21 protein-coding genes and 1 tRNA gene are annotated in these 19,436 nt (G+C 60.9%); 14 read left to right on the top strand and 8 right to left on the bottom strand.

Annotated elements, in window-relative coordinates; translation table 11 throughout:
- Position 1: 1 nt before the first annotated feature.
- Both CGL56_RS00420 and CGL56_RS00425 read right to left on the bottom strand, forming a co-directional pair.
- Entirely contained in the window at positions 2-367 is a 366-nt protein-coding gene (locus tag CGL56_RS00420) for a single-stranded DNA-binding protein (RefSeq protein WP_099104533.1), read from the bottom strand.
- Between the two features lie 124 nt (positions 368-491).
- The gene (locus CGL56_RS00425) at positions 492-977 is read right to left on the bottom strand and encodes a hypothetical protein (protein ID WP_099104534.1); all 486 of its coding nucleotides are present in this window, start codon (positions 975-977) and stop codon (positions 492-494) included.
- 94 nt (positions 978-1,071) lie between these two features.
- Here CGL56_RS00425 and CGL56_RS00430 point away from each other — a divergent pair, with 94 nt between their 5' ends.
- Both CGL56_RS00430 and trxB read left to right on the top strand, forming a co-directional pair.
- On the top strand, positions 1,072-1,755 hold the full coding sequence (locus CGL56_RS00430; protein WP_099104535.1) for a pseudouridine synthase: 684 nt from the start codon (positions 1,072-1,074) through the stop codon (positions 1,753-1,755).
- A 99-nt stretch (positions 1,756-1,854) separates the two neighbouring features.
- On the top strand, positions 1,855-2,793 hold the full coding sequence (gene trxB / locus CGL56_RS00435) for a thioredoxin-disulfide reductase (protein ID WP_099104536.1): 939 nt from the start codon (positions 1,855-1,857) through the stop codon (positions 2,791-2,793).
- Here the strand turns inward: trxB and folD are convergent.
- Positions 2,786-3,658: a bifunctional methylenetetrahydrofolate dehydrogenase/methenyltetrahydrofolate cyclohydrolase FolD gene (gene folD, locus CGL56_RS00440; protein ID WP_099104537.1), complete on the bottom strand. Its 873-nt coding sequence runs from the start codon at positions 3,656-3,658 to the stop codon at positions 2,786-2,788. The genes trxB and folD overlap by 8 nt on opposite strands.
- Positions 3,659-4,006: 348 nt before the next feature.
- Between folD and CGL56_RS00445 the strand changes: the two genes are divergently transcribed.
- The 3 genes from CGL56_RS00445 to CGL56_RS00455 all read left to right on the top strand — a co-directional run bounded on the left by CGL56_RS00445 (position 4,007) and on the right by CGL56_RS00455 (position 5,224).
- A complete protein-coding gene (locus tag CGL56_RS00445; RefSeq protein WP_143470560.1) occupies positions 4,007-4,264 on the top strand; it encodes a KTSC domain-containing protein in 258 nt (85 codons plus the stop codon).
- Between the two features lie 34 nt (positions 4,265-4,298).
- A complete protein-coding gene (gene pyrF / locus CGL56_RS00450) occupies positions 4,299-5,099 on the top strand; it encodes an orotidine-5'-phosphate decarboxylase (protein WP_099104539.1) in 801 nt (266 codons plus the stop codon).
- A 49-nt stretch (positions 5,100-5,148) separates the two neighbouring features.
- Positions 5,149-5,224: transfer RNA gene (locus tag CGL56_RS00455), tRNA-His, on the top strand.
- Between the two features lie 83 nt (positions 5,225-5,307).
- Here CGL56_RS00455 and CGL56_RS00460 read toward each other — a convergent pair.
- Positions 5,308-5,616: a hypothetical protein gene (locus CGL56_RS00460; protein WP_099104540.1), complete on the bottom strand. Its 309-nt coding sequence runs from the start codon at positions 5,614-5,616 to the stop codon at positions 5,308-5,310.
- Positions 5,617-5,690: 74 nt separating this feature from the next.
- The gene (locus tag CGL56_RS00465; protein ID WP_187305558.1) at positions 5,691-6,791 is read right to left on the bottom strand and encodes a putative type IX sorting system protein PorV2; all 1,101 of its coding nucleotides are present in this window, start codon (positions 6,789-6,791) and stop codon (positions 5,691-5,693) included.
- A 189-nt stretch (positions 6,792-6,980) separates the two neighbouring features.
- Between CGL56_RS00465 and CGL56_RS00470 the strand changes: the two genes are divergently transcribed.
- Positions 6,981-8,048, top strand: a complete 1,068-nt coding sequence (locus tag CGL56_RS00470; protein ID WP_099104542.1) for an AI-2E family transporter — start codon at positions 6,981-6,983, stop codon at positions 8,046-8,048.
- 11 nt (positions 8,049-8,059) lie between these two features.
- On the opposite strand, the gene CGL56_RS00475 is transcribed toward CGL56_RS00470, so the two are convergent.
- Positions 8,060-9,313 carry a proline dehydrogenase family protein gene (locus tag CGL56_RS00475; RefSeq protein ID WP_099104543.1) on the bottom strand — a complete coding sequence of 418 codons (1,254 nt, stop codon included), beginning with the start codon at positions 9,311-9,313 and terminating at the stop codon, positions 8,060-8,062.
- A gap of 12 nt (positions 9,314-9,325) precedes the next feature.
- Positions 9,326-10,168: a hypothetical protein gene (locus CGL56_RS00480; protein WP_099104544.1), complete on the bottom strand. Its 843-nt coding sequence runs from the start codon at positions 10,166-10,168 to the stop codon at positions 9,326-9,328.
- Positions 10,169-10,258: 90 nt separating this feature from the next.
- On the opposite strand from CGL56_RS00480, the gene mazG reads away from it, so the two are divergent.
- Positions 10,259-11,032, top strand: coding sequence for a nucleoside triphosphate pyrophosphohydrolase (gene mazG, locus CGL56_RS00485; protein WP_099104545.1), 774 nt, complete (start codon positions 10,259-10,261; stop codon positions 11,030-11,032).
- Between the two features lie 112 nt (positions 11,033-11,144).
- On the top strand, positions 11,145-11,741 hold the full coding sequence (locus CGL56_RS00490) for a bifunctional nuclease family protein (RefSeq protein WP_099104546.1): 597 nt from the start codon (positions 11,145-11,147) through the stop codon (positions 11,739-11,741).
- Here CGL56_RS00490 and fabD read toward each other — a convergent pair.
- A complete protein-coding gene (fabD, locus tag CGL56_RS00495) occupies positions 11,738-12,619 on the bottom strand; it encodes an ACP S-malonyltransferase (RefSeq protein ID WP_099104547.1) in 882 nt (293 codons plus the stop codon). The genes CGL56_RS00490 and fabD overlap by 4 nt on opposite strands.
- A 120-nt stretch (positions 12,620-12,739) precedes the next feature.
- Here fabD and CGL56_RS00500 point away from each other — a divergent pair, with 120 nt between their 5' ends.
- From CGL56_RS00500 to CGL56_RS00525, 6 genes are all read left to right on the top strand, one after another.
- Positions 12,740-13,132, top strand: a complete 393-nt coding sequence (locus tag CGL56_RS00500) for a DUF423 domain-containing protein (protein ID WP_099104548.1) — start codon at positions 12,740-12,742, stop codon at positions 13,130-13,132.
- Positions 13,133-13,135: 3 nt separating this feature from the next.
- Positions 13,136-13,900 (top strand): 5'-nucleotidase C-terminal domain-containing protein, encoded by a 765-nt coding sequence (locus CGL56_RS00505; RefSeq protein ID WP_143470561.1) that lies wholly within the window; start codon positions 13,136-13,138, stop codon positions 13,898-13,900.
- Positions 13,897-14,808, top strand: a complete 912-nt coding sequence (locus CGL56_RS00510; protein WP_099104550.1) for a bifunctional metallophosphatase/5'-nucleotidase — start codon at positions 13,897-13,899, stop codon at positions 14,806-14,808. Before CGL56_RS00505 ends, CGL56_RS00510 begins: the two co-directional genes overlap by 4 nt.
- Positions 14,809-15,143: 335 nt before the next feature.
- The gene (dnaA, locus tag CGL56_RS00515) at positions 15,144-16,553 is read left to right on the top strand and encodes a chromosomal replication initiator protein DnaA (protein WP_099104551.1); all 1,410 of its coding nucleotides are present in this window, start codon (positions 15,144-15,146) and stop codon (positions 16,551-16,553) included.
- Positions 16,554-16,583: 30 nt separating this feature from the next.
- Positions 16,584-16,985 carry a c-type cytochrome gene (locus tag CGL56_RS00520; protein WP_099104552.1) on the top strand — a complete coding sequence of 134 codons (402 nt, stop codon included), beginning with the start codon at positions 16,584-16,586 and terminating at the stop codon, positions 16,983-16,985.
- Positions 16,986-17,066: 81 nt separating this feature from the next.
- Positions 17,067-19,436, top strand: a complete 2,370-nt coding sequence (locus tag CGL56_RS00525; RefSeq protein ID WP_099104553.1) for a T9SS type B sorting domain-containing protein — start codon at positions 17,067-17,069, stop codon at positions 19,434-19,436.

Here is a 19,436-nt window from a genome sequence, read left to right on the forward strand (position 1 = left end):
CTCAGCCGGTTATCAGGTCAGAAAAAGGTAGCTCCCGCCCTTCGTTGTGTGGTCCCCGGTTGGCCAGTACCGAGAAGTAGCTGACGTGGATTTCGGTTCGGGACACCGTCTGCCCCAGCTGTTCCCAGCTACGGTTGACCAACTTGCCCTGGACAAGCAGTCGGTCACCCCGGCCAATTTGTCGGTGCATGGCGCGGGCTACCCCCTTCCAGGCCTTGAGGCGAAAGGAGTTTGGCGGGTAGCCCTCGTTGCGGGAATCCTGGTAAAGGCGTAACTGAAGGAGGTGGGTACCGTCGGTGAGAACCTTAAGTTCGGGCTCGTGGCCGCAGCGGCCGACGAGTTGTACGTGGTTGTGAAAAGCGTGCATGGGTCTGTTTTTGTTGACCCTGCCAAGTTGCGCGCCTCCGAATCGTTTACTCGTCAATTATCCGTATATAATCGATTATATACGGTTACAGACGCTTGTTGATCCCCGTCGCCCTGCTGCGTCGCTATACCATCCGGCTGTGCCAGCTGTCTTCCAGGGGCCGCTCGAAGATCTGCCGCAGTTCCCCGAGTTCCTTGACCAGCGGGTCAAACACAATGGTATCGTTGGACAACTGACCCTGGGAGTAAAGCAGCTTGAATTCCTCCCGCCCTACGGTATGGATCTTGCCGGCTTCGTCGCGGTAGCTAAAGCGCATGCGGTTAAAGAAATCGACGCCAATTTCCGCGCCGAGCTCCTTGACGAAGTGCACGCTGCCGTCGATGCTGCAACCACTGGCTTCGGCCTGGGACTCGTCGACGGCCAATACCAGGAAGCGGTTGTGGAGGACATCGGCGGCGGCGGCAAGGGAGCGGTTGTGGCTTACCCACTGGGCGACAAATTCCTGGGCGCGGGTCCTTACGCGGTCGGTTTCGGCTTTGGTAAGGGCACGTTCGGCACCGTATATCCAGATGCGGCTTTCTGGCGCGAGGGAATCGAGGTGGGAAGACATACGGGTACTGGTTTTACGGCCGCAAAGATAGCGCCCGGCGAACACTGCGCTACCTATTCGGGAGGTATTCACGACAGAGAGTAATTTCGCGGCTATGCCGGACTCTATTTCACTCAACAAGTACGTAGCCGAAACGGGAATCTGCTCGCGCCGGGAAGCCGATCGCTGGATTGAAGCGGGCCGGCTGGCCATCAACGGCACCATCGCCGTGAAGGGCAACCGGGTGGAGGAAGGTGACCGGGTAACGCTGGACGGCCAACCCATTGGTCGGCGCCCGCCCCCGGTGTACCTGGCTTTTCACAAGCCCGCCGGCGTGACGAGCACCACTGATCCGAAGGATCCGGATAACCTCATCGACTTCATCAATTACCCGGAGCGCATCTTCCCGGTCGGCCGGCTCGACAAGGCCTCTACCGGCCTGCTGCTGCTGACCAATGACGGGGACATCGTCAATGAGGTACTGAGGGTGGAGAACAACCACGAGAAGGAGTACATTGTCACGGTCGACCAGCCAGTGACGGACCGCTTCGTCCGCAAGATGGCCGGCGGGCTGCCCATCCTCGGCACGCGGACCAACCCCTGTGAGGTGGAACGCATCGGGCCGCGCGCCTTTCGCATCGTGCTCACCCAGGGCCTGAACCGGCAAATTCGCCGGATGTGTGAGTTGCTGGGGTACCGGGTCCTTACCCTGAAGCGCATACGGATCATGCACATCGAGCTCGGCGACCTGCCCGTGGGCCAGTATCGCGAAATGGGATCTTTCCTGGACCCCGCCTAGCCCGGTCGGCCATGTTCCAGGAAGAAAGGCATGCAACCTCGGCGGGATACGGGTGTTAGCTTAATCCTTTACTTTTGCCCCCCAAAAAACCGTTACATAATGGGAACTGAACCCCTGAAGACCGTCATCATTGGCTCCGGACCGGCCGGCTATACCGCGGCTATTTACGCCGCACGGGCCAACCTCAGCCCCGTATTGTACACGGGCAAGGAACCCGGTGGTCAGCTTATGATCACTACGGATGTCGAGAACTTTCCCGGCTACCCCGACGGCATCATGGGCCCCCAGATGATGGAAGACCTGAAGAAACAGGCCGAGCGGTTTGGAACCACCATCAAGTATGAGCTCATCCAACGGGTTGACCTGCTCGGCGACGTCAAAAAGATCTATACCGAAAGCGGCGAAGAGATTGCCGCCCACTCCGTCATCATTTCCACCGGGGCCAGTGCCCGCTGGCTCGGCCTGGAAAGCGAGCAGCGCCTGGCCAACAAAGGCGTGAGCGCCTGTGCGGTATGTGACGGATTCTTCTACCGCGGTAAGGAAGTAGCCATCGTGGGGGCCGGCGACTCGGCCTGCGAAGAGGCGCTCTACCTCAGCAACCTCTGCCCTACCGTCCACATGCTCGTGCGCCGCGATGAAATGCGTGCCTCCAAGATCATGCAGGACCGGGTGATGAAGCAAAAGAACATCAAGGTCTACTGGAACACTGAAACGGAAGAAATCCTGGGTACCGATGAAGTGACCGGCGTGCGGGTTCGTAACAACGTCACCGGAGAGATCTCGGAAATTCCCATCGCGGGATTTTTCGTCGCCATCGGCCACATCCCCAACACCCAGCTCTTCAAGGGCGTACTGGACATGGACGATACCGGCTACCTGCGGCACCGCCCGGATTCTACCCACACCAACGTGGAAGGGGTATTCGTCAGCGGTGACGCCGCCGACCACGTGTACCGCCAGGCCATCACGGCGGCCGGGACCGGCTGTATGGCCGCCCTCGACGCCGAACGCTACCTGGGCGAGAAAGGCATTATTTAACCTTACTCGCCTTCAGGGTATTCATCATCAGACTGACGATCGTCATGGGGCCTACCCCACCGGGTACGGGGGTAATCGCGCTTACCTTCCCCTTGACGTCGTCGTAGTTGACGTCGCCCGCCAGGCGGTAGCCGCGCTTGCGGCTGGCGTCTTCCACCCGGTTGATTCCGACGTCCACGATTACCGCTCCTTCCTTGACCATATCGGCGGTGACCATTTCCGGAATACCGATGGCCGCTACCAGTATATCCGCCCGCCGGCAATGCTCAGCGAGGTCTTTCGTACGGCTGTGGCAGAGGGTGACCGTGGCATTGCCAGGATTGCTTTTCCGGCTCAGCAGGATCGTCATCGGGGTGCCAACGATGTTGGAGCGCCCCAGCACGACGACCTCCTTGCCACTGGTTTCAATCCCGTAGCGCTCCAGCAATACCATGATGCCATTCGGAGTAGCCGGCAGGTAGGCTTCCAATCCGAGGGTCATCCGACCCACGTTCACGGGGGTGAACCCGTCCACGTCCTTGCGGGGGTGAATGGCCAGATTGATGGCCTCCTCATCCAGGTGGCCCGGCAGGGGCAGCTGGACGATAAACCCGTCCACGTCGGGGTCCGCATTCAACTCCTCCACTACGGATAATAATTCCTCCTGCGTAATGGTGGCGGGGCGGCGGATCAGGGTGCTGCGGAAGCCAACTTCTTCGCAGCTGCGCACCTTGTTGCGGACGTACACCTGGCTGGCCGGATCGTCGCCCACCAGCACCGCCGCGAGATGCGGGATCTTTCCACCGGCCTGGCGGATGGCATCTACCTCTGCTTTAAGTTCTTCCTTGATCGTCTGGGCCAGTGCCTTGCCGTCTAATACTTGCATTCAGATTTTATTTTGGCCTAAAGATAGAAGACCCGCGCCGCATGCCCGCTGGAACGAACGGGTCATGCGCCCGCCCTATTTCCAGGTCGGCCGCTACTACTACCCGGGGTCCCGAACTACTTGATTTTACTGTTGTCCCGCGGTTTTATTCCAACCTAGCCAGGTTGTATTGAGAAGCGTATTCCCGCATCTGTTAAATTCCTACGGACATCCGTTAAGGATATATGTCGAAACATTATATTATGCGTAATTATACTCTTTTTCGATATTTTATTTTGTTTTTTGTATCTTCTGAGCGAACGCGCCTTCCAAGTCTTGTGTTATACTTTCACGCCTAACTTTCAGATCATGCAACAACACACATTCGGGAACACCAGCGAGATGGTGTCCCACGCAGGATACGACCGGGATAAACACGTACTTTACCTGACCTACCACAGTGGCCCAACCACCATTGCCTACCGCAACGTGACGCCTTCCCTCTGGGAGGAATTGCTCAAATCGGCCTATCCGGATGTCTGCATCCGGTTCAAGATCCAGGCCCACCATCCGTTTCGCAGGGTGGAACCTGCCTTCCGACCGCTCCACTATTCGTTCGTCAAGTAGATTACTTAGCTTCGTGGCCCGATAAACCACGAAAATGACAAGACAGCAGCTGGTCCACCACATACGGGAAAAAGAGAGTTTTCTGTGCGTCGGCCTCGACCCCGACCCCGCCCGCATCCCGGCCAGTTACGGCGGAGACCTTCTCCGCTTCAATCAGGACATCATCGATGCTACCCGGGACAGCTGCGTGGCCTACAAGCCCAATACGGCCTTTTACGAAGCGCTGGGCCTGGAGGGGATCAACCTCCTCCGCGACACCATTGCCTACATCGGGGATCAACACCTGGTCATCGCCGACGCCAAGCGCGGCGACATCGGCAACACCAGCCGCTACTACGCCCGTTTTGCCTTTGAAACCCTCGGTGCCGACGCCATCACGGTGGCCCCGTACATGGGCGCCGATTCTGTTCAACCCTTCCTGGAATATACCGGCAAGTGGACCATTCTGCTGGCCCTGACCAGCAATCCGGGCAGCCATGACTTTCAGCACACCCCCCAGGAAGACGGCCCCCCCCTCTTCGCCAAGGTGATGCGCCGCGCAGCCGAATGGGGCACCCCCGATCAGCTCATGTTCGTCTGTGGCGCCACCCAGGCCGAACGGTTTACGGAACTCCGGCGCCACGCCCCCCAGCATTTCTTCCTGGTTCCCGGCATCGGTGCCCAGGGAGGCGACCTGGAAGGTGTTTGCCGCCATGGTATGACCGATGAGGCAGGACTGCTGGTCAACAGCAGCCGCGGCATCATCTACGCCGACGACCCGGGAAGCGCCGCCCGGGAACTGCAGGAAGAAATGGGTCGGCTGCTGAATAAATATGCCCCGGGACTTTTCCAATAAATTTGCACGCTTTACCTTTGCGTCGCTTTGATAAAAAGCCGTCCCACCTGGTGGTTGTAGCTCAGTTGGTTAGAGCGCTGGATTGTGATTCCAGAGGTCGCCGGTTCGAACCCGGTCTTCCACCCATACAAAAGCCGCCCTTCGATCTTCCGGATTGAAGGGCGGCTTTTTTTATCATTGCGGCCACTAAAGTGCGCTCTGACTTTTCCTAGTTGTTGGTCACGGAGGGCGTTTGATCCGCGGTCACCAGTTCACGCAATTTGGCCTCGATGTTAAGGGGTTGGCCGAGCAGGTCGGTGAACCGCCGCTCGGCAAAATTGGGCTCGAACTTGTACTTACCCCATACGGCGGCACAGCGGATCGGGGGGTTGATCACCTCCTGGAGGTAGATGCCCCATTTGCCGTTCTCGTTCTTGAAGGTCTTACGGACGGTGTAGAGTTTGCCCTCCGCCGGGTGGTTGGGGATTTCCGGGCTGATGTTACTTGCGTCGATGCAGATTACTTCCTTGCCTATCATACTTTCAATTTTCACCCTGAGTAACACCTGCCACCCCCTCTCGGATTAAACAGTACTACCCTCATTCATCTTCCCTACTGCACTAAGCGCGGTTTAATGCCGAGGCGCAGGCTCACGATGTGGCTGTAGGTAGAGCGCCCGGAATTGTCTCCCAAGTCGGTGTAGGCGTAATCGACGAAGAGCTGTCCGACTTTCAGGCCGAGGCCCAGGGCCGGCCGGGAATTGATGGCTTCAGAATCGCCAAAGTCCCGGATACGCTGCAACTGACTCACCCCCGCCCGCAGGAATACGAAGTCTCCGTAGTCGGCTTCCAGGCCGAAGGCGGGATCCAGGCTGACGGGGTCGGCGCTCACCAGGGTATTGCGTTTACCGTCGGTGGTGGCGATCAGGTCGAACTCCGCGGTCAGTCCGATCTGTGGCGTAAGCTGCAGGGCCCGGGCCACGCCCAGTACGACGGTGGGATTCGTGGTCTCCACGCTGTTGATGGGCACCAGGTTATCGGTAAGTTCCAGTTGTTCGCGTTCGGCCTCGGTGAAGGAGAACGACCAGGCGTTAAAGGTGGTGGTTACGTCGCGGGCCAGGAGGGCGAAGGTCCAATCGTTGCGCATCAGTTGAGCGCCCAGGTCGAGCCCGAATCCCCAGCTGCTGGCGAAGGAGCCAATATTGCGGTGGATGACCTTCACGTTGCCGCCCACCCGCAGTACGCCGTTGCTCCGGATATAGGCGCGGGCGTAGGAGCCGAGGAAGGCGTAGTCGGCCGCGGAGAATTCCGTGACGTTGTCGAAGTTGATGGTACCGTCGGCTTCGTAGAGCGACAGGGTATTGGGGATCTGGTCGATGCCGAAGCGGATGAGGCTCAGGCCCAGCCGCTGGTTCTTGCTCGACAGCGGCAGGGTGACGCCCAGGTAGTCGTAGTTGCCCACGCCACCGAACCACTCGGCGTGCATGGCCCCAACCTCCAGGCCCGCTTCCGGTGCCAGTCCGGCGAGTCCGGCGGGGTTCCAGGCGGCGGCGTAAACGTCCTGCTGACTGGCCACCACGGCCGTGCCCATGCCGTGGGCCCGGGCGCTGACCCCGATGGTCAGGAACTCATTGCTGTACTTCTGGGCTCCGAGTGCCATACTAGTCGTTAGAAAAAGCAATAGGGCTGCGCAGCGGAGTAGACAGTGGGACATAGGCGAGGGAAGCTAAACAGGGAAGTAACGAAAAAACCCGTGGCTCCGTCTTTCTCTGGGCTAATTTCATGGCAATGATAGGTAATCTATACGCCAAGGGTCGCCGACCGAACACTACAGCCGCGAACAGGTACTATGGCTGGGAGCAGGGCAGTGTAGTTTCTTCTCCTTGGCACGTAATTTCAGCGAATGGAAAGGGACCGTAGTATAATCAGCCAGGTTAACAGCAACCTGTTCTTTATTGTCGTTGCACTGACCACGCTTGCGTTCTTCAAACTCATTGCGCCATTCTTATTGACCTGCTTTTGGGCAGCGGTATTGGCGATCATTTTTTTCAACGTCTATCGCCGGTACCGCATCCAATTGCGGGGAAACGACTCATTGGCTGCGGCAATTACAACGCTAATTGTCGTGCTATTTGTAATCGTACCGATCGGTCTACTCGGGATTGCTCTGGTTAACCAGATCATTACTTTTTACGGTAGCATCGAAGCAGGAACCATAAGTCCCAACATGATTTTCGATTACATCGACAGCAATCATCCAAGGCTGGTTGTTTGGCTGAGCGATGTCGGTATTAGTTTGACAGAGCTCCGGGAAAGCCTGAACACAGCCGTCACCGAAGCGGGGCAGTATGCCGCCAACTGGGCCATCGGCTTCGGGGGGAGCTTATTGAACACCTTTATCCAATTTACCCTGGTCATTTACCTGCTCTACTTCTTCCTGGTCGACGGCTGGAAGATCGAACGCGCCCTGGTCAATACCATCCCGATGGGCGACATCCGGGAGCGAGTGCTCTTCCGCCGCTTTGCCCAGGTGGCCCGGGCCACCCTGAAGGGCACTTTGATCGTTGCTTTCGTCCAGGGTGCTATTGGTGGAGTGCTGTTCGCGGTGCTCGGCATTCCGGCTGCCCTGCTCTGGGCCGTAGCTATGATGCTCCTGGCCCTGCTGCCCGTGGGGGGCAGCGCCATCGTCTGGGTTCCGGCGGCCATCATCATGTTCATCCAGGGCCACGTAGCCAGCGGCATCATCATAGTCGTGGTCGGCACCCTCATCATCGGACTGGTCGACAACCTGCTGCGGCCCCTGCTTGTGGGGCGGGACACCCAGATGCCTGACTATGTCGTACTGATCTCCACCCTCGGTGGCATCGCCATGTTCGGGCTCAGCGGCTTCGTCATCGGGCCTACCGTGGCGGCCCTCTTCATCACCGTCTGGGAAATGATGGGCCGCGACTACGGTGGCCGTGTCCGCTAACTGACTCGTTGCTAAAGTCCGCGGCGCTGCACCTCCTCGTCCAGCATCCGCAGTTCCCGGCCGGCCTCGCCGGTCACGGAGGTATTCTCCTGGGCGCGGCGCACCAGGTAGGGCAACACCTCCTTCACCGGACCGTACACCATATACTTGCTCACGTTGTACCCCCCTTCGGCCAGGTTGAAGGTGAGGTTGTCGCTCATGCCCAGTAGCTGGGAAAAGCGAATATTGGGGTGGTTGCGGGGTACGCCCAGCCGCTTCATTTCGGTAATGTGGCGCACCGTGCTCGCTTCGTTGTGGCTGGCAATGCAGTGGGCGATCTCGTCGCGGTGCTCGAGACAGTACGCCGCACCGGCGTTGAAGTCGCGGTGGGTAGCTTCAATATCGGGCTGGATGGGCGAGGGTTTGCCGGTCTTTTCCGCCCGCTTGCGCTCCTTGACCATGTAGGCGCCGCGGACCAGTTTCAGGGCCAGCTTGAACCCCTTCTGGCGGGCACGCTGGTGCAGGGCTTTCATGTAAGCCAGGCGGTCGTGACGGTAAAACTGACAGGTGGTGAAGATGATGGCGTTCTCGCGGTTGTAACGGTCCATCATCTCCTCAGCCAGTTGGTCGATGGCCGACTGGATCCAGCTTTCCTCGGCATCCAGGTAGATCTCGCACCCGCGTTCCCGCCCCAGACGGCAGATGCGGTCCAGCCGGTCTACCCCCCGCTTGAAGGCACCCTCCGGCAGGTTGTTGAAGTCAATTTTTCGGTCGTTGTACTCCTCCAGCAGGGCGAAGGGGAACAGACTCGTCAGCTTTACCACCGAACCGATGACGGCTTCGGTGTTGCTGGCGAAGGCCGTACCCCGCATGGCCTCCGCCAGGGATTCGTCCATTCCTTCTTCGGTGGCTTTACCCTCCGCGCCAAAGTCGAGGATGCTGTACACCCCCCGCTCTGCGAGCTGGGCAATGGTATTGTAGGCGTCCTCCAGGTGGGTACCGCCGACGAATTGCTTGTACACGGTATTGCGTACCATCCATTCCGCGCCGGGCAGGGACCAGCCGACGGCTTTCACGCCCAGTGAGCCCATCAGCCGGGTCAGGTAGCGGTTGCCCATCAGGCGGAACAGGCGGCGGGTGCCCAGCAGGCGCTGGTCGGAGAGGTGACTGAACGTCAGGGCCGTATTGGAAAAGTCAGGCAGTGGTGATGCCGTGAGCTCATTGAAGTCCTGCAGCGCTTTTTCCGCAACGGGGAACTCCTTAACCGGACCTCCGGTATTCTTCATTTTGGTTAGGTTTTACTGCAGGGCTGCAGGGGTATACATCAAACGGTTGGTTAGCCGTCCGGGTTTTGCGCCTTCCGGGTGGGCCCGGGGCGTGTAAGCCAAGCCAAAGAAAGGACTTACGCCCAGATATTGGTGTACACCAGCCGCTATTGTTGCCTGGATTTCTTCGGACAGCCCCCACCCTACCCCGAAGCTCAGCTCCGGAAGACCGGTGATCACCCCCAGGTACAGGGTCAGGGGACGGACCGGCTGATAGGTCACCCCCAGCCGCGTCAGGTAACCCTCACCGGCAGCATGACTACCCTCGGCGGAGAAGGTCACGCCTTCATTCAGTTGGTAGCTAAGCCCCAATTGCAAGCGGTCCAGCCGCGGCGGCCCAGTGGAGATCGCCAGCGCGGAGAGCCCGACCGTAAGGTGGGTGGACAGATCGTACTGCAGCCCGAGCCCAGTAGCCATATCCAGTTGGCTACCGTAGCCCCGGGTGGTCCGCTGGAGAAACCCAAACCGTCCGCCCAATCGTAGCCGTGTGGACAAATCCCGTCTGTAGGATAGCGCTACGAGCGTCTCGGCGTAACCGTCTACGTTCAGGCTGGCCAGGAGCAGTGCCCCGCCACGGTAAGCCACTGCCGCGGAGGCAATGCCCATTTCCCCGAGCCCATACCGACGCTCGTATCCGGCCGCCGCCTCCAGCCCATATCCTGCGCCGGCCGGGTTAACGCCCACCGCCGCCACGCCGCGATTGGCAACTCCAGTCCCGGCCGCGGCCTGACTGCGGGCGTCCCGGGGGGCAAGGAGGATCGATTGGGCGGTGAGCAGGGCCGGAAGCAATAGCAACGGCAGCAAAATCAGGCGCAAAAGCGTAAGTTTTTCCTAATATACAGCAATCTCGGCAAAAGTCTTCCCCCTCACCACCGGACGCCCGGGGCCATAAAGTACCTTTGCGGCATGACGCCCCAACTTTCCGCCTTTCAACGTTTGCTGACCATAATGGACGAGCTGCGCGAGCGTTGCCCCTGGGACCGCAAGCAGACTTTCCTGAGCCTGCGCAAACTCACCATCGAGGAAACCTACGAGCTGGCCGACGAGCTGCTGTCCGAGAACCTTGACGGCATCAAGGAAGAGGTAGGCGATCTGCTGCTGCACATGGTCTTCTACGCCCGTATCGCTTCGGAGCAGGGGGCCTGGGACATTGCCGACGCCCTCAATTCGGTCTGCGACAAGCTGATCGAGCGCCACCCCCACATCTATGGTGACGTGGTGGCGGAGGACGAGGAAGCCGTGAAGCGCAACTGGGAGCAGATCAAACTGGCCCGCGGCGGCGGCAAAAAGACCGTCTTGTCCGGAGTACCCACCGCCCTGCCCGCCATGGTGAAGGCGATGCGCATGCAGGAAAAGACCGCCCAGTTCGGTTTCGACTGGGACAACGTGGACCAGGTCTGGGACAAGGTGCGGGAGGAGATGGAGGAATTCCGCGAAGCCGACAACCCCGCCGACGCCGAGGCGGAGTTCGGGGACCTGCTGTTCAGTCTCATCAACTACGCCCGCTGGCGGGGCATCGACCCGGAGACGGCCCTGGAACGGACGAACAAGAAATTCCGCCGCCGCTTCGAGCACGTGGAAGCCAGCGCCGGAGAGAGTGGGCTCGCCGGTATGCCGCTGGCGGAGATGGAACAGCGGTGGCAGGAGGCCAAATCCCTGCCCGGCGAGGATGGCCACTGAGCCGTCCGGGTGGTTTGATTATCTTCGCCCCCCCTTAGACGGGACGCCCGGACATAAACCTTGGCGGGCCCTCATTCGTTAGGAATTATTTGAAGGATTTACCGTAGTCAGAATGGATAAGATCGAGCTAAGAGTCATGGCCATCAGCCGCAGCGTCACCCAGTCGCTCAACTACGCCGTTGTGCTCGGGGAGCTGAACGGCCCCCGCCGGCTGCCCGTCATCATCGGCAGTACCGAGGCCCAGGCCATTGCCATCGCCATTGAGGGCATGAGTGGTCCCCGCCCCATGACCCACGACCTGTTCAAGAATACGCTGGAAACCCTGCGGACCGACCTGCGGGAAGTGATCATCAGCGACATCAAGGAAGGCATCTTCTTTGCCCGCCTGGTGCTGGACCGCGACGGTGAGATCATCGAGGTGGACAGCCGCACCAGCGACGCCCTGGCCCTGGCCACCCGCTTCGACTGCCCCATTTACACCTACGAGCTCATTCTCCAGAACGCAGGTATCGTGCTGGAAGGGGAAGGAGAGGAAGAAGACCTGCAGATGCAGGACATCTCAGAAGGTCCCGGCGGCAGTCGCGGCGACAACCTTTCGAGCTACACCGTGGGTGAGCTCAACACCATGCTGGAAGACGTCCTCAGCGAGGAGAACTACGAGCGTGCCGCCCAGATCCGCGACGAAATAAAGCAGCGCAAGGCCAGCTAGCCCAGCTGGTCCACCTGCAGGCTGCGGTCCACCTTCTTGATGAGGCCGGCCAATACCTTGCCCTTACCCCCTACTTCGACAAACTGCTGAATGCCGGCGGCCTGCATGGCCTGGATGGTCTGCGTCCACCGGACGGGAGCGGTGAGCTGATCGATCAGCTTGCGCTTGATCTCTTCGGGAGCCAAGCTGGGGCGGCCGTCGACGTTCTGGTACACCTCGCAACCGGGAGGGCGGATGTGGGTCTGTTCGATGGCTTCGCGCAGGGCTTCGCGCGCGGGTTCCATGAGGGGGCTATGGAAGGCCCCGCCGACCACCAGGGGGACTACCCGCCGGGCACCTAGGTCAGTGAGGATCTTTGAAGCCTTGGCTACTCCTTCCTCGGTACCGGAAATGACCAATTGTCCGGGACTGTTGTAGTTGGCGGGCACGACTACCTCCTTCAACTCAGCGCATACATCCTCGATAACGTCGTCGGACAAACCGAGGACGGCGGCCATCGTTCCGGCCTGTCCGTCGGCGGCCTCCTGCATGGCCTCGGCTCGTTTGCTGACCAGCCGCAGGGCGTCGGGGAAGGCCATGGCACCGGCGGCCACGAGGGCGGAAAATTCCCCCAGGCTGTGCCCTGCCACGGCGTCCGGCTGGGGCTCCTCCTCGGCGGTAAGGTAGGCGATGGTGGAGTGGACGAAAATGGCCGGCTGGGTGATCTTGGTCTGCCGCAGTTCTTCCTCGCTTCCCTCGAACATGACGCGGGAGAGGGAGTATCCCAGCACGTCATCGGCTTGCTTGTAGAGGGATTTGGCCAGCTCACTCAGGTCGAAGGAATCCTTGCCCATACCGGTGAACTGGGCTCCTTGTCCGGGAAAAACGTAGGCGGTCATGTGGTGGTGATTTTCGGGTTTTGTCAGTCGAGGCGCCAATCTACTGCACAAACTGCCATAATCCGGTCAGAAAGGCCAAAATGTAGGCGCCCACCTCACCGGGGGCGATAGCTTTGCCGCATGAATCAGACACAGTTGATCCGGCTTACGGCCCTGCTCGGGGCCTCGGCCGTGGTACTGGGGGCCTTCGGCGCCCACGGCCTGCGGCAGCTCGTGGGTCCCGACCAGTTGGCGGTCTACGAAACCGGCGTCCGCTACCAGTTTTACCACTCCTTCGCCATTGGCCTGGCGGCCCTGCTGAGGGGCAAGGCCGGCGTACGTCCCGGCCGGATAACCCTCGCCGTATTGCTCTGGGCGGTCGGGCTGTTGCTGTTCTCGGGATCGCTCTACGCCCTCAGTCTGCGGGAAGTCCACGGCTGGCCGGTGGCGTTCCTGGGGCCGATTACGCCCCTGGGTGGCCTGCTCCTGATCGGAGGATGGATAGCCTTATTATTGTCTCCCCAAAAATCCTGATCCGTGATTGGTCGAACCCTCTCCGCCCTGTTGCTCGCCGGTGCCCTGACCCTGGTGGGCTGCGGTCGCCCGCTCGTAGACCCGCTGGCCCAGCCGCAGGTCTACGAGATCACCCCGTTTACCCCCGTTGACAGCAGCCGGACCATCCGGGAAATGGCGGCCACCATCGCACCCTACTCTGCCCAACTGGAACAGGTGATGAACCGGGTGCTGGCCGAAGTCGCCGAGCCCCTCACCAAGCAGCAGCCGGAAAGCAGCCTGGGCAACTGGACCGCGGACCTGATGCTGGAGGCCGCCGAAGACCTCTTTCCCGATTACGACATTGCCTTCGCCGTGCAGAACTACGGTGGTTTGCGGGTCTCCGAAATCGGTACCGGCCCCCTGCTGGTTTCCGAACTTTACGAACTCATGCCCTTCGACAACGAACTGGTGCTGGTCGAGGTGACCGGCGCGGAACTGGAGGAGTTCGTCGCCCATACCCTCGCCGACGGCGGGTGGCCGGTTTCCCGGGGACTTTCGGCCGTACGGCAGAATGGCACGGTGACTGTCCGGATCAAGGGCAGCCCCCTGGACCCCGCCGGACGGTACTACATCGCCGCCCCCGATTACGTAGCCAACGGCGGCAGCGACTCGGCCATGCTCGTGGGCAAACGGCAGTACCCTAGTGGGCGGCTGGTCCGGGACCTGCTCATTGATTACGCCGGAAAGGACCAATTGCCCATCCACGTGGTGCCCGACGGCAGCCGCATCCAAATTAACGACCGATGAATCGCAGGTTCTTCATCCGCCAGGCCGCCCTCGGAGGGGGGCTGATGCTTCTGCCCACCTGGGCCACGGCTGCCGCTACCGCCCGACCGGGCCGCCGGCTGACCATATTGCACACCAACGACTGGCACAGCCAGATCGACCCTTTCCCGGACAACGGGGGCCGCAACGCCAACCAGGGCGGGGTGCTGCGCCGGGCCACGCTGATCGAACGGATCCGCCGGGCGGAACCCAACGTGCTGCTGCTGGACAGCGGGGATATTTTCCAGGGCACCCCCTACTTCAACTTCTTCCTCGGGGAACCGGAGATGAAGCTTATGTCGCAAATGGGCTACGACGCGGCCACCATCGGCAACCACGATTTCGACGGGGGCATTGAGAACCTGGCTACCCAGCTCAGCCACGCCAGCTTCCCGATGCTGAGCGCGAACTACGACGTCACCGGCACCCCGCTGGCGGAACTCGTGGCGCCCTACCGGGTCTTCGAGAAGGGAGGCATCCGGGTGGGCGTCTTCGGACTGGGCATCGAGCTGGACGGGCTGGTGCCGCCGGACCTGTACGGGAAGACGACCTACCAGGATCCCGTGGAGCGGGGCAACGAGACGGCCCGGCACCTGCGCTCCCGCCTGAAGTGCGACCTGGTGGTCTGCCTCAGTCACCTCGGCTACCGCTACCGCGACGCGAAGGTGGACGACGTGAAGCTCGCGGCCGCTTCCCGCGACATCGACCTGATCCTGGGCGGCCACACCCACACCTTCCTGGACCAACCAACGGAAGTGGCCAATGTGGACGGCGACCCCGTCATCATCAACCAGGCTGGTTTCGCAGGACTGCGCCTCGGGCGGCTCGACATCCAGTTCGGGGCCAAAGGCGGACGGGGATGCGTCTCTTGTAGCAATTTGCGGGTATAAACGGCGGGGTACACGCAGGCTGCTTATGACAAAATTGCCGGTCGCGGAGATAATCCACGCCAAAGAAGATTTTGCGAGAAAAGTCTCCCAATCTTTTGTCCAACTGCCCGTCCGTACCTCATCTTTGCCTTCCGCCCGGATGGTCCCGGGCAACTCGCTACCGCCTGAAAATGGCCCTTTCCGGGCCGCCCAGAACGAGCAGGACACTCCGTGGCCTAGTCATCGTAGCACCCGTTTTACCATAGCTTACTGATATTCAACACGCTTACCTAACCAACCCGCGGCGCACATACCCACCGCCGGGCAGAACGTATACTGTGCAACTGGCAACACAAATGGATCACACCGTCGTCTGGGATAACTGTCTGCAAACCATCCGCCACAGCGTTGACCCGCAGAGTTATCAGACCTGGTTTGTGCCCATTCGCCCGGTGGCGCTCAACAGCAACGAGCTGACCATCCAGGTACCCCACCGGCTGTTCTACGAGTTCCTCGAGGAGCACTACATCGACGTGCTGAAGCTGAGCCTGAACCAGGCCCTCGGCACCGCCGGCCGGTTGCAGTACCGCATCAAGCCCTCGCGGCAGCCGGAACCCGCCGGCTTCCCCCACGCACCGAAGGCCACCGCGGGCAAGCCCGCCCCCACCCCATCCAACCCCTTCGTGATCCCCGGCATGACGCGCCCGCGGATCGAGAGCAACCTGAACGGCAAGTATACCTTCGACAACTTCATCGAGGGCGACTGCAACAGCCTGGCCCGCAACGCCGCCAAGGCCGTAGCCGACAATCCGGCCAATACCGCCTTCAACCCCCTGGTCATCCACGGCCCCGTGGGCCTGGGCAAGACCCACCTGCTGAAGGCCGTGGGCAACCGCATCGCCGAAAAATTTCCGAACAAGTCGGTACTCTACGTCACCACCGACACCTTCACCAACCAGCTGGTCTCCAGCATCGGCAACAACACGACCAACGACCTGGTCAACTGGTACCAAAATGTGGACGTACTGCTGGTCGACGACATCCAGCAGCTCATCAACCGCAAGAAGACCCAGGACGTCTTCTTCAACCTCTTCAACGTCCTGCGGCAGAACAACAAGGCCATCGTCATGACCTGTGACCGGCCGATCATCGAACTAGACATCGAGGAGCGGCTCCGCAGCCGCTTCCAGTGGGGACTTACCGCCGACCTGAGCGCCCCCGCCCTGGAAACCCGCATGGCGATCCTGGCGGCCAAGGCGAGCGCCAACGAGGTGAGCATTCCGCCCCAGGTGATGGAGTTCATCTGCTACCACATCCAGAACAACATCCGCCAGCTGGAGGGCGTACTGAACAACCTCGTACTCCACCGCGGCGTCAACCAGGGGCGGGAGATCGACCTGGAACTGGCCCGGCAGGTACTGAAGAACTTCGTTACCGAGATCAACCGCGAGGTGACGCCCGAGGTGATCCAGCGTACGGTTGCCGAATACTACAACCTCGACGTGGAGAAACTGGCCAGCGCCACCCGCCGCCGCCACGTGGTACTGGCGCGGCAGATCAGCATGTTCCTGGTCAAGCAGTTCACCGACCAGAGCCTGAAGGCCATCGGCCGCATGTTCGGGGGGCGGGACCACGCCACAGTGATCTACTCCATCCGCACGGTCCGCGACCTGATGGAAACCAACGACGACATCAAGAAGGCCCTGGAGGAACTCGAGCGTAAAATCCGGGCCGGCCAGGGAAACGCCACCTCAACCAAGTGGTAAGGCCGCCGTTTGCTAGGCAAACCTGATCGAATGCTCCGGCCCCTGCTTGCCCTACTGTTTCTATCCTCCACCTTGCTGCTGCTGGTCACGGCCTGCGGGCAAACCGAACACCTGCAAGGCCGCAACCTCTACCTGGAGCACTGCAGCAATTGCCACCTGGACGAAGGACAGGGCCTGCGGCAGCTCATCCCCCCCTTGGCCGGTGCGGACTACCTCCGCGATGATCCGGCGGGCGTGGTCCGTGGGATCCGCTATGGCATGGAAGGCCCCATGGAAGTAAACGGCGAGGTGTACAACCATCCGATGCCGGGGAACATCGATCTGACGGAATTCCAGATCGTCAACATCGTCAACTACGTCAACCAGGCCTGGGGCAACGACTATGGCACCATCACGGTGAACGAGGCGCGGGAGTGGCTGGCCCGGGAATAGCGGGTAACGGACGAAGGCCACGGCGGTGACATTGGCAAAATTTGTACTTTGCCACCCCCTTCCATCACCTGCCGCCGCGCTATGATTCCACGTTTACTGATTACCCTGCTGGCTTTGTTCCTGGCGGTGGCCTCCGCCCACGCCCAGACCAACCCCTGCGGTACGATCACCATCTCCAACCCGGATTCCATCAGCGTCTGCCTCGGCGACCAGATCGAGCTCCGGCAAACCAACACCCTGACGGGCGCCATCTTCCGCTGGTCGCCGGTCGGAGGCCTGCTCGACCCCATCACCGACCCCACGCCCCGCATCCGCCCCCAGGTCAGCGGCTACGTCCGCGTGACGGCTACCGACGCAAGAGGTTGTACCGTCAGCGACAGCATCTACATTGACGTGGACGTGCTGGTGGTTCCCGACATCATCCGCGACACTACGGTGTGCCAGGGGTCGGAACTATCCCTGATCCAGCAGCCGGTCGACGATACTGGCAATACCACCTACGTCGTCCTGGCCGGCAACGCCACGGTGGAAACCGCGACCCCCGGCAATGATTTCACCGTGAAGGTAGAGGCGGAAACCACCTTCACCCTCGTCTCCCGCTCGGAGAACGGAGCCTGTGAGGAACGGCAGCGCGTACGCGTAAGGGTCATCGATGGCTACCTCGACATTCCCCAGGATACGGTCTTCGCCTGCCTGGGCGTCCTCGACTCCATTGTCCTGACCGTAGTTGACACCCCCTTCGCGGCCAATCGGGAAATCGTGTGGTCCCCGGCCCGCTTCAACCTGAGCCCGCCCCGCGGCAGGACCTATACCGTCCGGCCGGTAGCCGACATTACCTACTACGCCGAAGCGACCATCAACGGTTGCTACTATATCGACTCGGTGGCCGTGCGCCTGGACAGCCTCCCCGATGACCTGAGCCTGAGCCTGGAACCGGAAAAGGATCCTTATTGCCAGGGCGACACCTTCTACGTCCGCTCGCCAGTGTACGACGCCGGCGACTTCCCCCTCATTGAACACGACTGGATAGCCGCTCCCGGACTCCAGAGTCCTCGAGACCTCTACAACGCTGTATTCGTAGGGCAAGACACCGCCGTGCTCCAGCGCATTACCCGCAACGGTGGCTGCGCTGATACGAGCAGCATCGAGGTGAACGTGGTAGAGCCCCCCATCGTCACCTTCGACCCGCCGAACCCGATCGTCTGCCCGGATGAACCCCTGCAAATCAACGCGACCTTCCAGACCGGTGCCGGCACCCTGAAGTGGATCGACCCGACCGGCACCCTGAGTTGTACGGACTGCCTGGACCCGGTGGCCACCGTTGGGTCAACCACGGAGTACACCGTGGAACTGGTGACGGAAGGTGACGAGTGTACCACCGACCTTACCTACACCATCCAGGTCATACCCAATGTGGAACCCTCGTTGACCACCGCTACCCTGCTTTGCCCCGGCGATACCCGCCAGCTGATCGTAGGCAACCTAGTACCTGGCTATTCCTACCGCATCACCGGGGGCGGGGTCAATTCGACCAACCCCAACGTACAGGTGTCGCCCACGGAAACCACCACCTATACTATAGAAACCACGGGCGACTGCGGCACCACCACCCAGACCATCACCCTGGTGGTGGCGGACGGCTACACCGTGGAAGCCAGCGGACCCTCGACCGCCTGCGCCGGCGAACCGCTCCAGCTCAGCGCCGCGAGCTCCCCCCCCCTCCCCGGCATCTACACCTGGCGGCTGCCGAATGGCACCACCCGTACCGGTCAGGACATCTCCATCACCGACCCCGTCAGCGGCACCTACACCGTCACTTTCCGGGATGAGGCCGGCTGTAGCACCGCTACGGACGACATCACCGTGGAAATCCTTGGCGAAGACATCAACCCCATCATCATCGCTACCCTGCCCGACGGGACCACCCTGGGCAGCGGCGACGTCTTCTTCGCCGGCAATGAGCTCCAGCTGAGCGCTACTAATCTGCCCGGCGGCCAGAGCTTCACCTACTCCTGGGTGGGCAGCTACAGCGCCGGTACCGAAACCGGGCAGACGATCTCGGTCACCGTGCCCCGCACTCCGAACGGCAACCCCCAGCCGCTGGTCTACACGGTTACCGTAACCAGCCAGGACGCACAGTGTACGTTTGACGCTACCATCTTCCTCGAAGTGCAGCAGTCGCGGGTGGAGATTCCCGACTTTTTCAGCCCCAACGCCGACGGCCGCAACGACCGCTTCCGCCTCTTCTTTAACGGCACCATCACCGACTACACCATGCTGGTGTACGACCGCTGGGGGCAGAAGGTCTTTTCCAGCGATGACCCCCTGGAGGGCTGGGACGGCACCAAAAACGGCACCCCCCAACCCGCCGATGTTTACCTCTACCTCGCGAAGTTCCGCCAGGACGGCGTGGAACTGCAGGAGGAAGGACAGGTGAGCCTTGTACGGTAA

This window comes from Neolewinella marina (genome assembly GCF_002631205.1).
Lineage (GTDB): Bacteria > Bacteroidota > Bacteroidia > Chitinophagales > Saprospiraceae > Neolewinella > Neolewinella marina.

Excerpts from the sequence above, each read along its gene's own strand:
- CGL56_RS00420 (WP_099104533.1), bottom strand. The coding sequence starts at position 367 with ATGCACGCTTTTCACAACCACGTACAACTCGTCGGCCGCTGCGGCCAC.
- CGL56_RS00425 (WP_099104534.1), bottom strand. The coding sequence starts at position 977 with ATGTCTTCCCACCTCGATTCCCTCGCGCCAGAAAGCCGCATCTGGATA.
- CGL56_RS00430 (WP_099104535.1), top strand. The coding sequence starts at position 1,072 with ATGCCGGACTCTATTTCACTCAACAAGTACGTAGCCGAAACGGGAATC.
- trxB (WP_099104536.1), top strand. The coding sequence starts at position 1,855 with ATGGGAACTGAACCCCTGAAGACCGTCATCATTGGCTCCGGACCGGCC.
- folD (WP_099104537.1), bottom strand. The coding sequence starts at position 3,658 with ATGCAAGTATTAGACGGCAAGGCACTGGCCCAGACGATCAAGGAAGAA.
- CGL56_RS00445 (WP_143470560.1), top strand. The coding sequence starts at position 4,007 with ATGCAACAACACACATTCGGGAACACCAGCGAGATGGTGTCCCACGCA.
- pyrF (WP_099104539.1), top strand. The coding sequence starts at position 4,299 with ATGACAAGACAGCAGCTGGTCCACCACATACGGGAAAAAGAGAGTTTT.
- CGL56_RS00460 (WP_099104540.1), bottom strand. The coding sequence starts at position 5,616 with ATGATAGGCAAGGAAGTAATCTGCATCGACGCAAGTAACATCAGCCCG.
- CGL56_RS00465 (WP_187305558.1), bottom strand. The coding sequence starts at position 6,791 with ATGTCCCACTGTCTACTCCGCTGCGCAGCCCTATTGCTTTTTCTAACG.
- CGL56_RS00470 (WP_099104542.1), top strand. The coding sequence starts at position 6,981 with ATGGAAAGGGACCGTAGTATAATCAGCCAGGTTAACAGCAACCTGTTC.
- CGL56_RS00475 (WP_099104543.1), bottom strand. The coding sequence starts at position 9,313 with ATGAAGAATACCGGAGGTCCGGTTAAGGAGTTCCCCGTTGCGGAAAAA.
- mazG (WP_099104545.1), top strand. The coding sequence starts at position 10,259 with ATGACGCCCCAACTTTCCGCCTTTCAACGTTTGCTGACCATAATGGAC.
- CGL56_RS00490 (WP_099104546.1), top strand. The coding sequence starts at position 11,145 with ATGGATAAGATCGAGCTAAGAGTCATGGCCATCAGCCGCAGCGTCACC.
- fabD (WP_099104547.1), bottom strand. The coding sequence starts at position 12,619 with ATGACCGCCTACGTTTTTCCCGGACAAGGAGCCCAGTTCACCGGTATG.
- CGL56_RS00500 (WP_099104548.1), top strand. The coding sequence starts at position 12,740 with ATGAATCAGACACAGTTGATCCGGCTTACGGCCCTGCTCGGGGCCTCG.
- CGL56_RS00510 (WP_099104550.1), top strand. The coding sequence starts at position 13,897 with ATGAATCGCAGGTTCTTCATCCGCCAGGCCGCCCTCGGAGGGGGGCTG.
- dnaA (WP_099104551.1), top strand. The coding sequence starts at position 15,144 with ATGGATCACACCGTCGTCTGGGATAACTGTCTGCAAACCATCCGCCAC.
- CGL56_RS00520 (WP_099104552.1), top strand. The coding sequence starts at position 16,584 with ATGCTCCGGCCCCTGCTTGCCCTACTGTTTCTATCCTCCACCTTGCTG.
- CGL56_RS00525 (WP_099104553.1), top strand. The coding sequence starts at position 17,067 with ATGATTCCACGTTTACTGATTACCCTGCTGGCTTTGTTCCTGGCGGTG.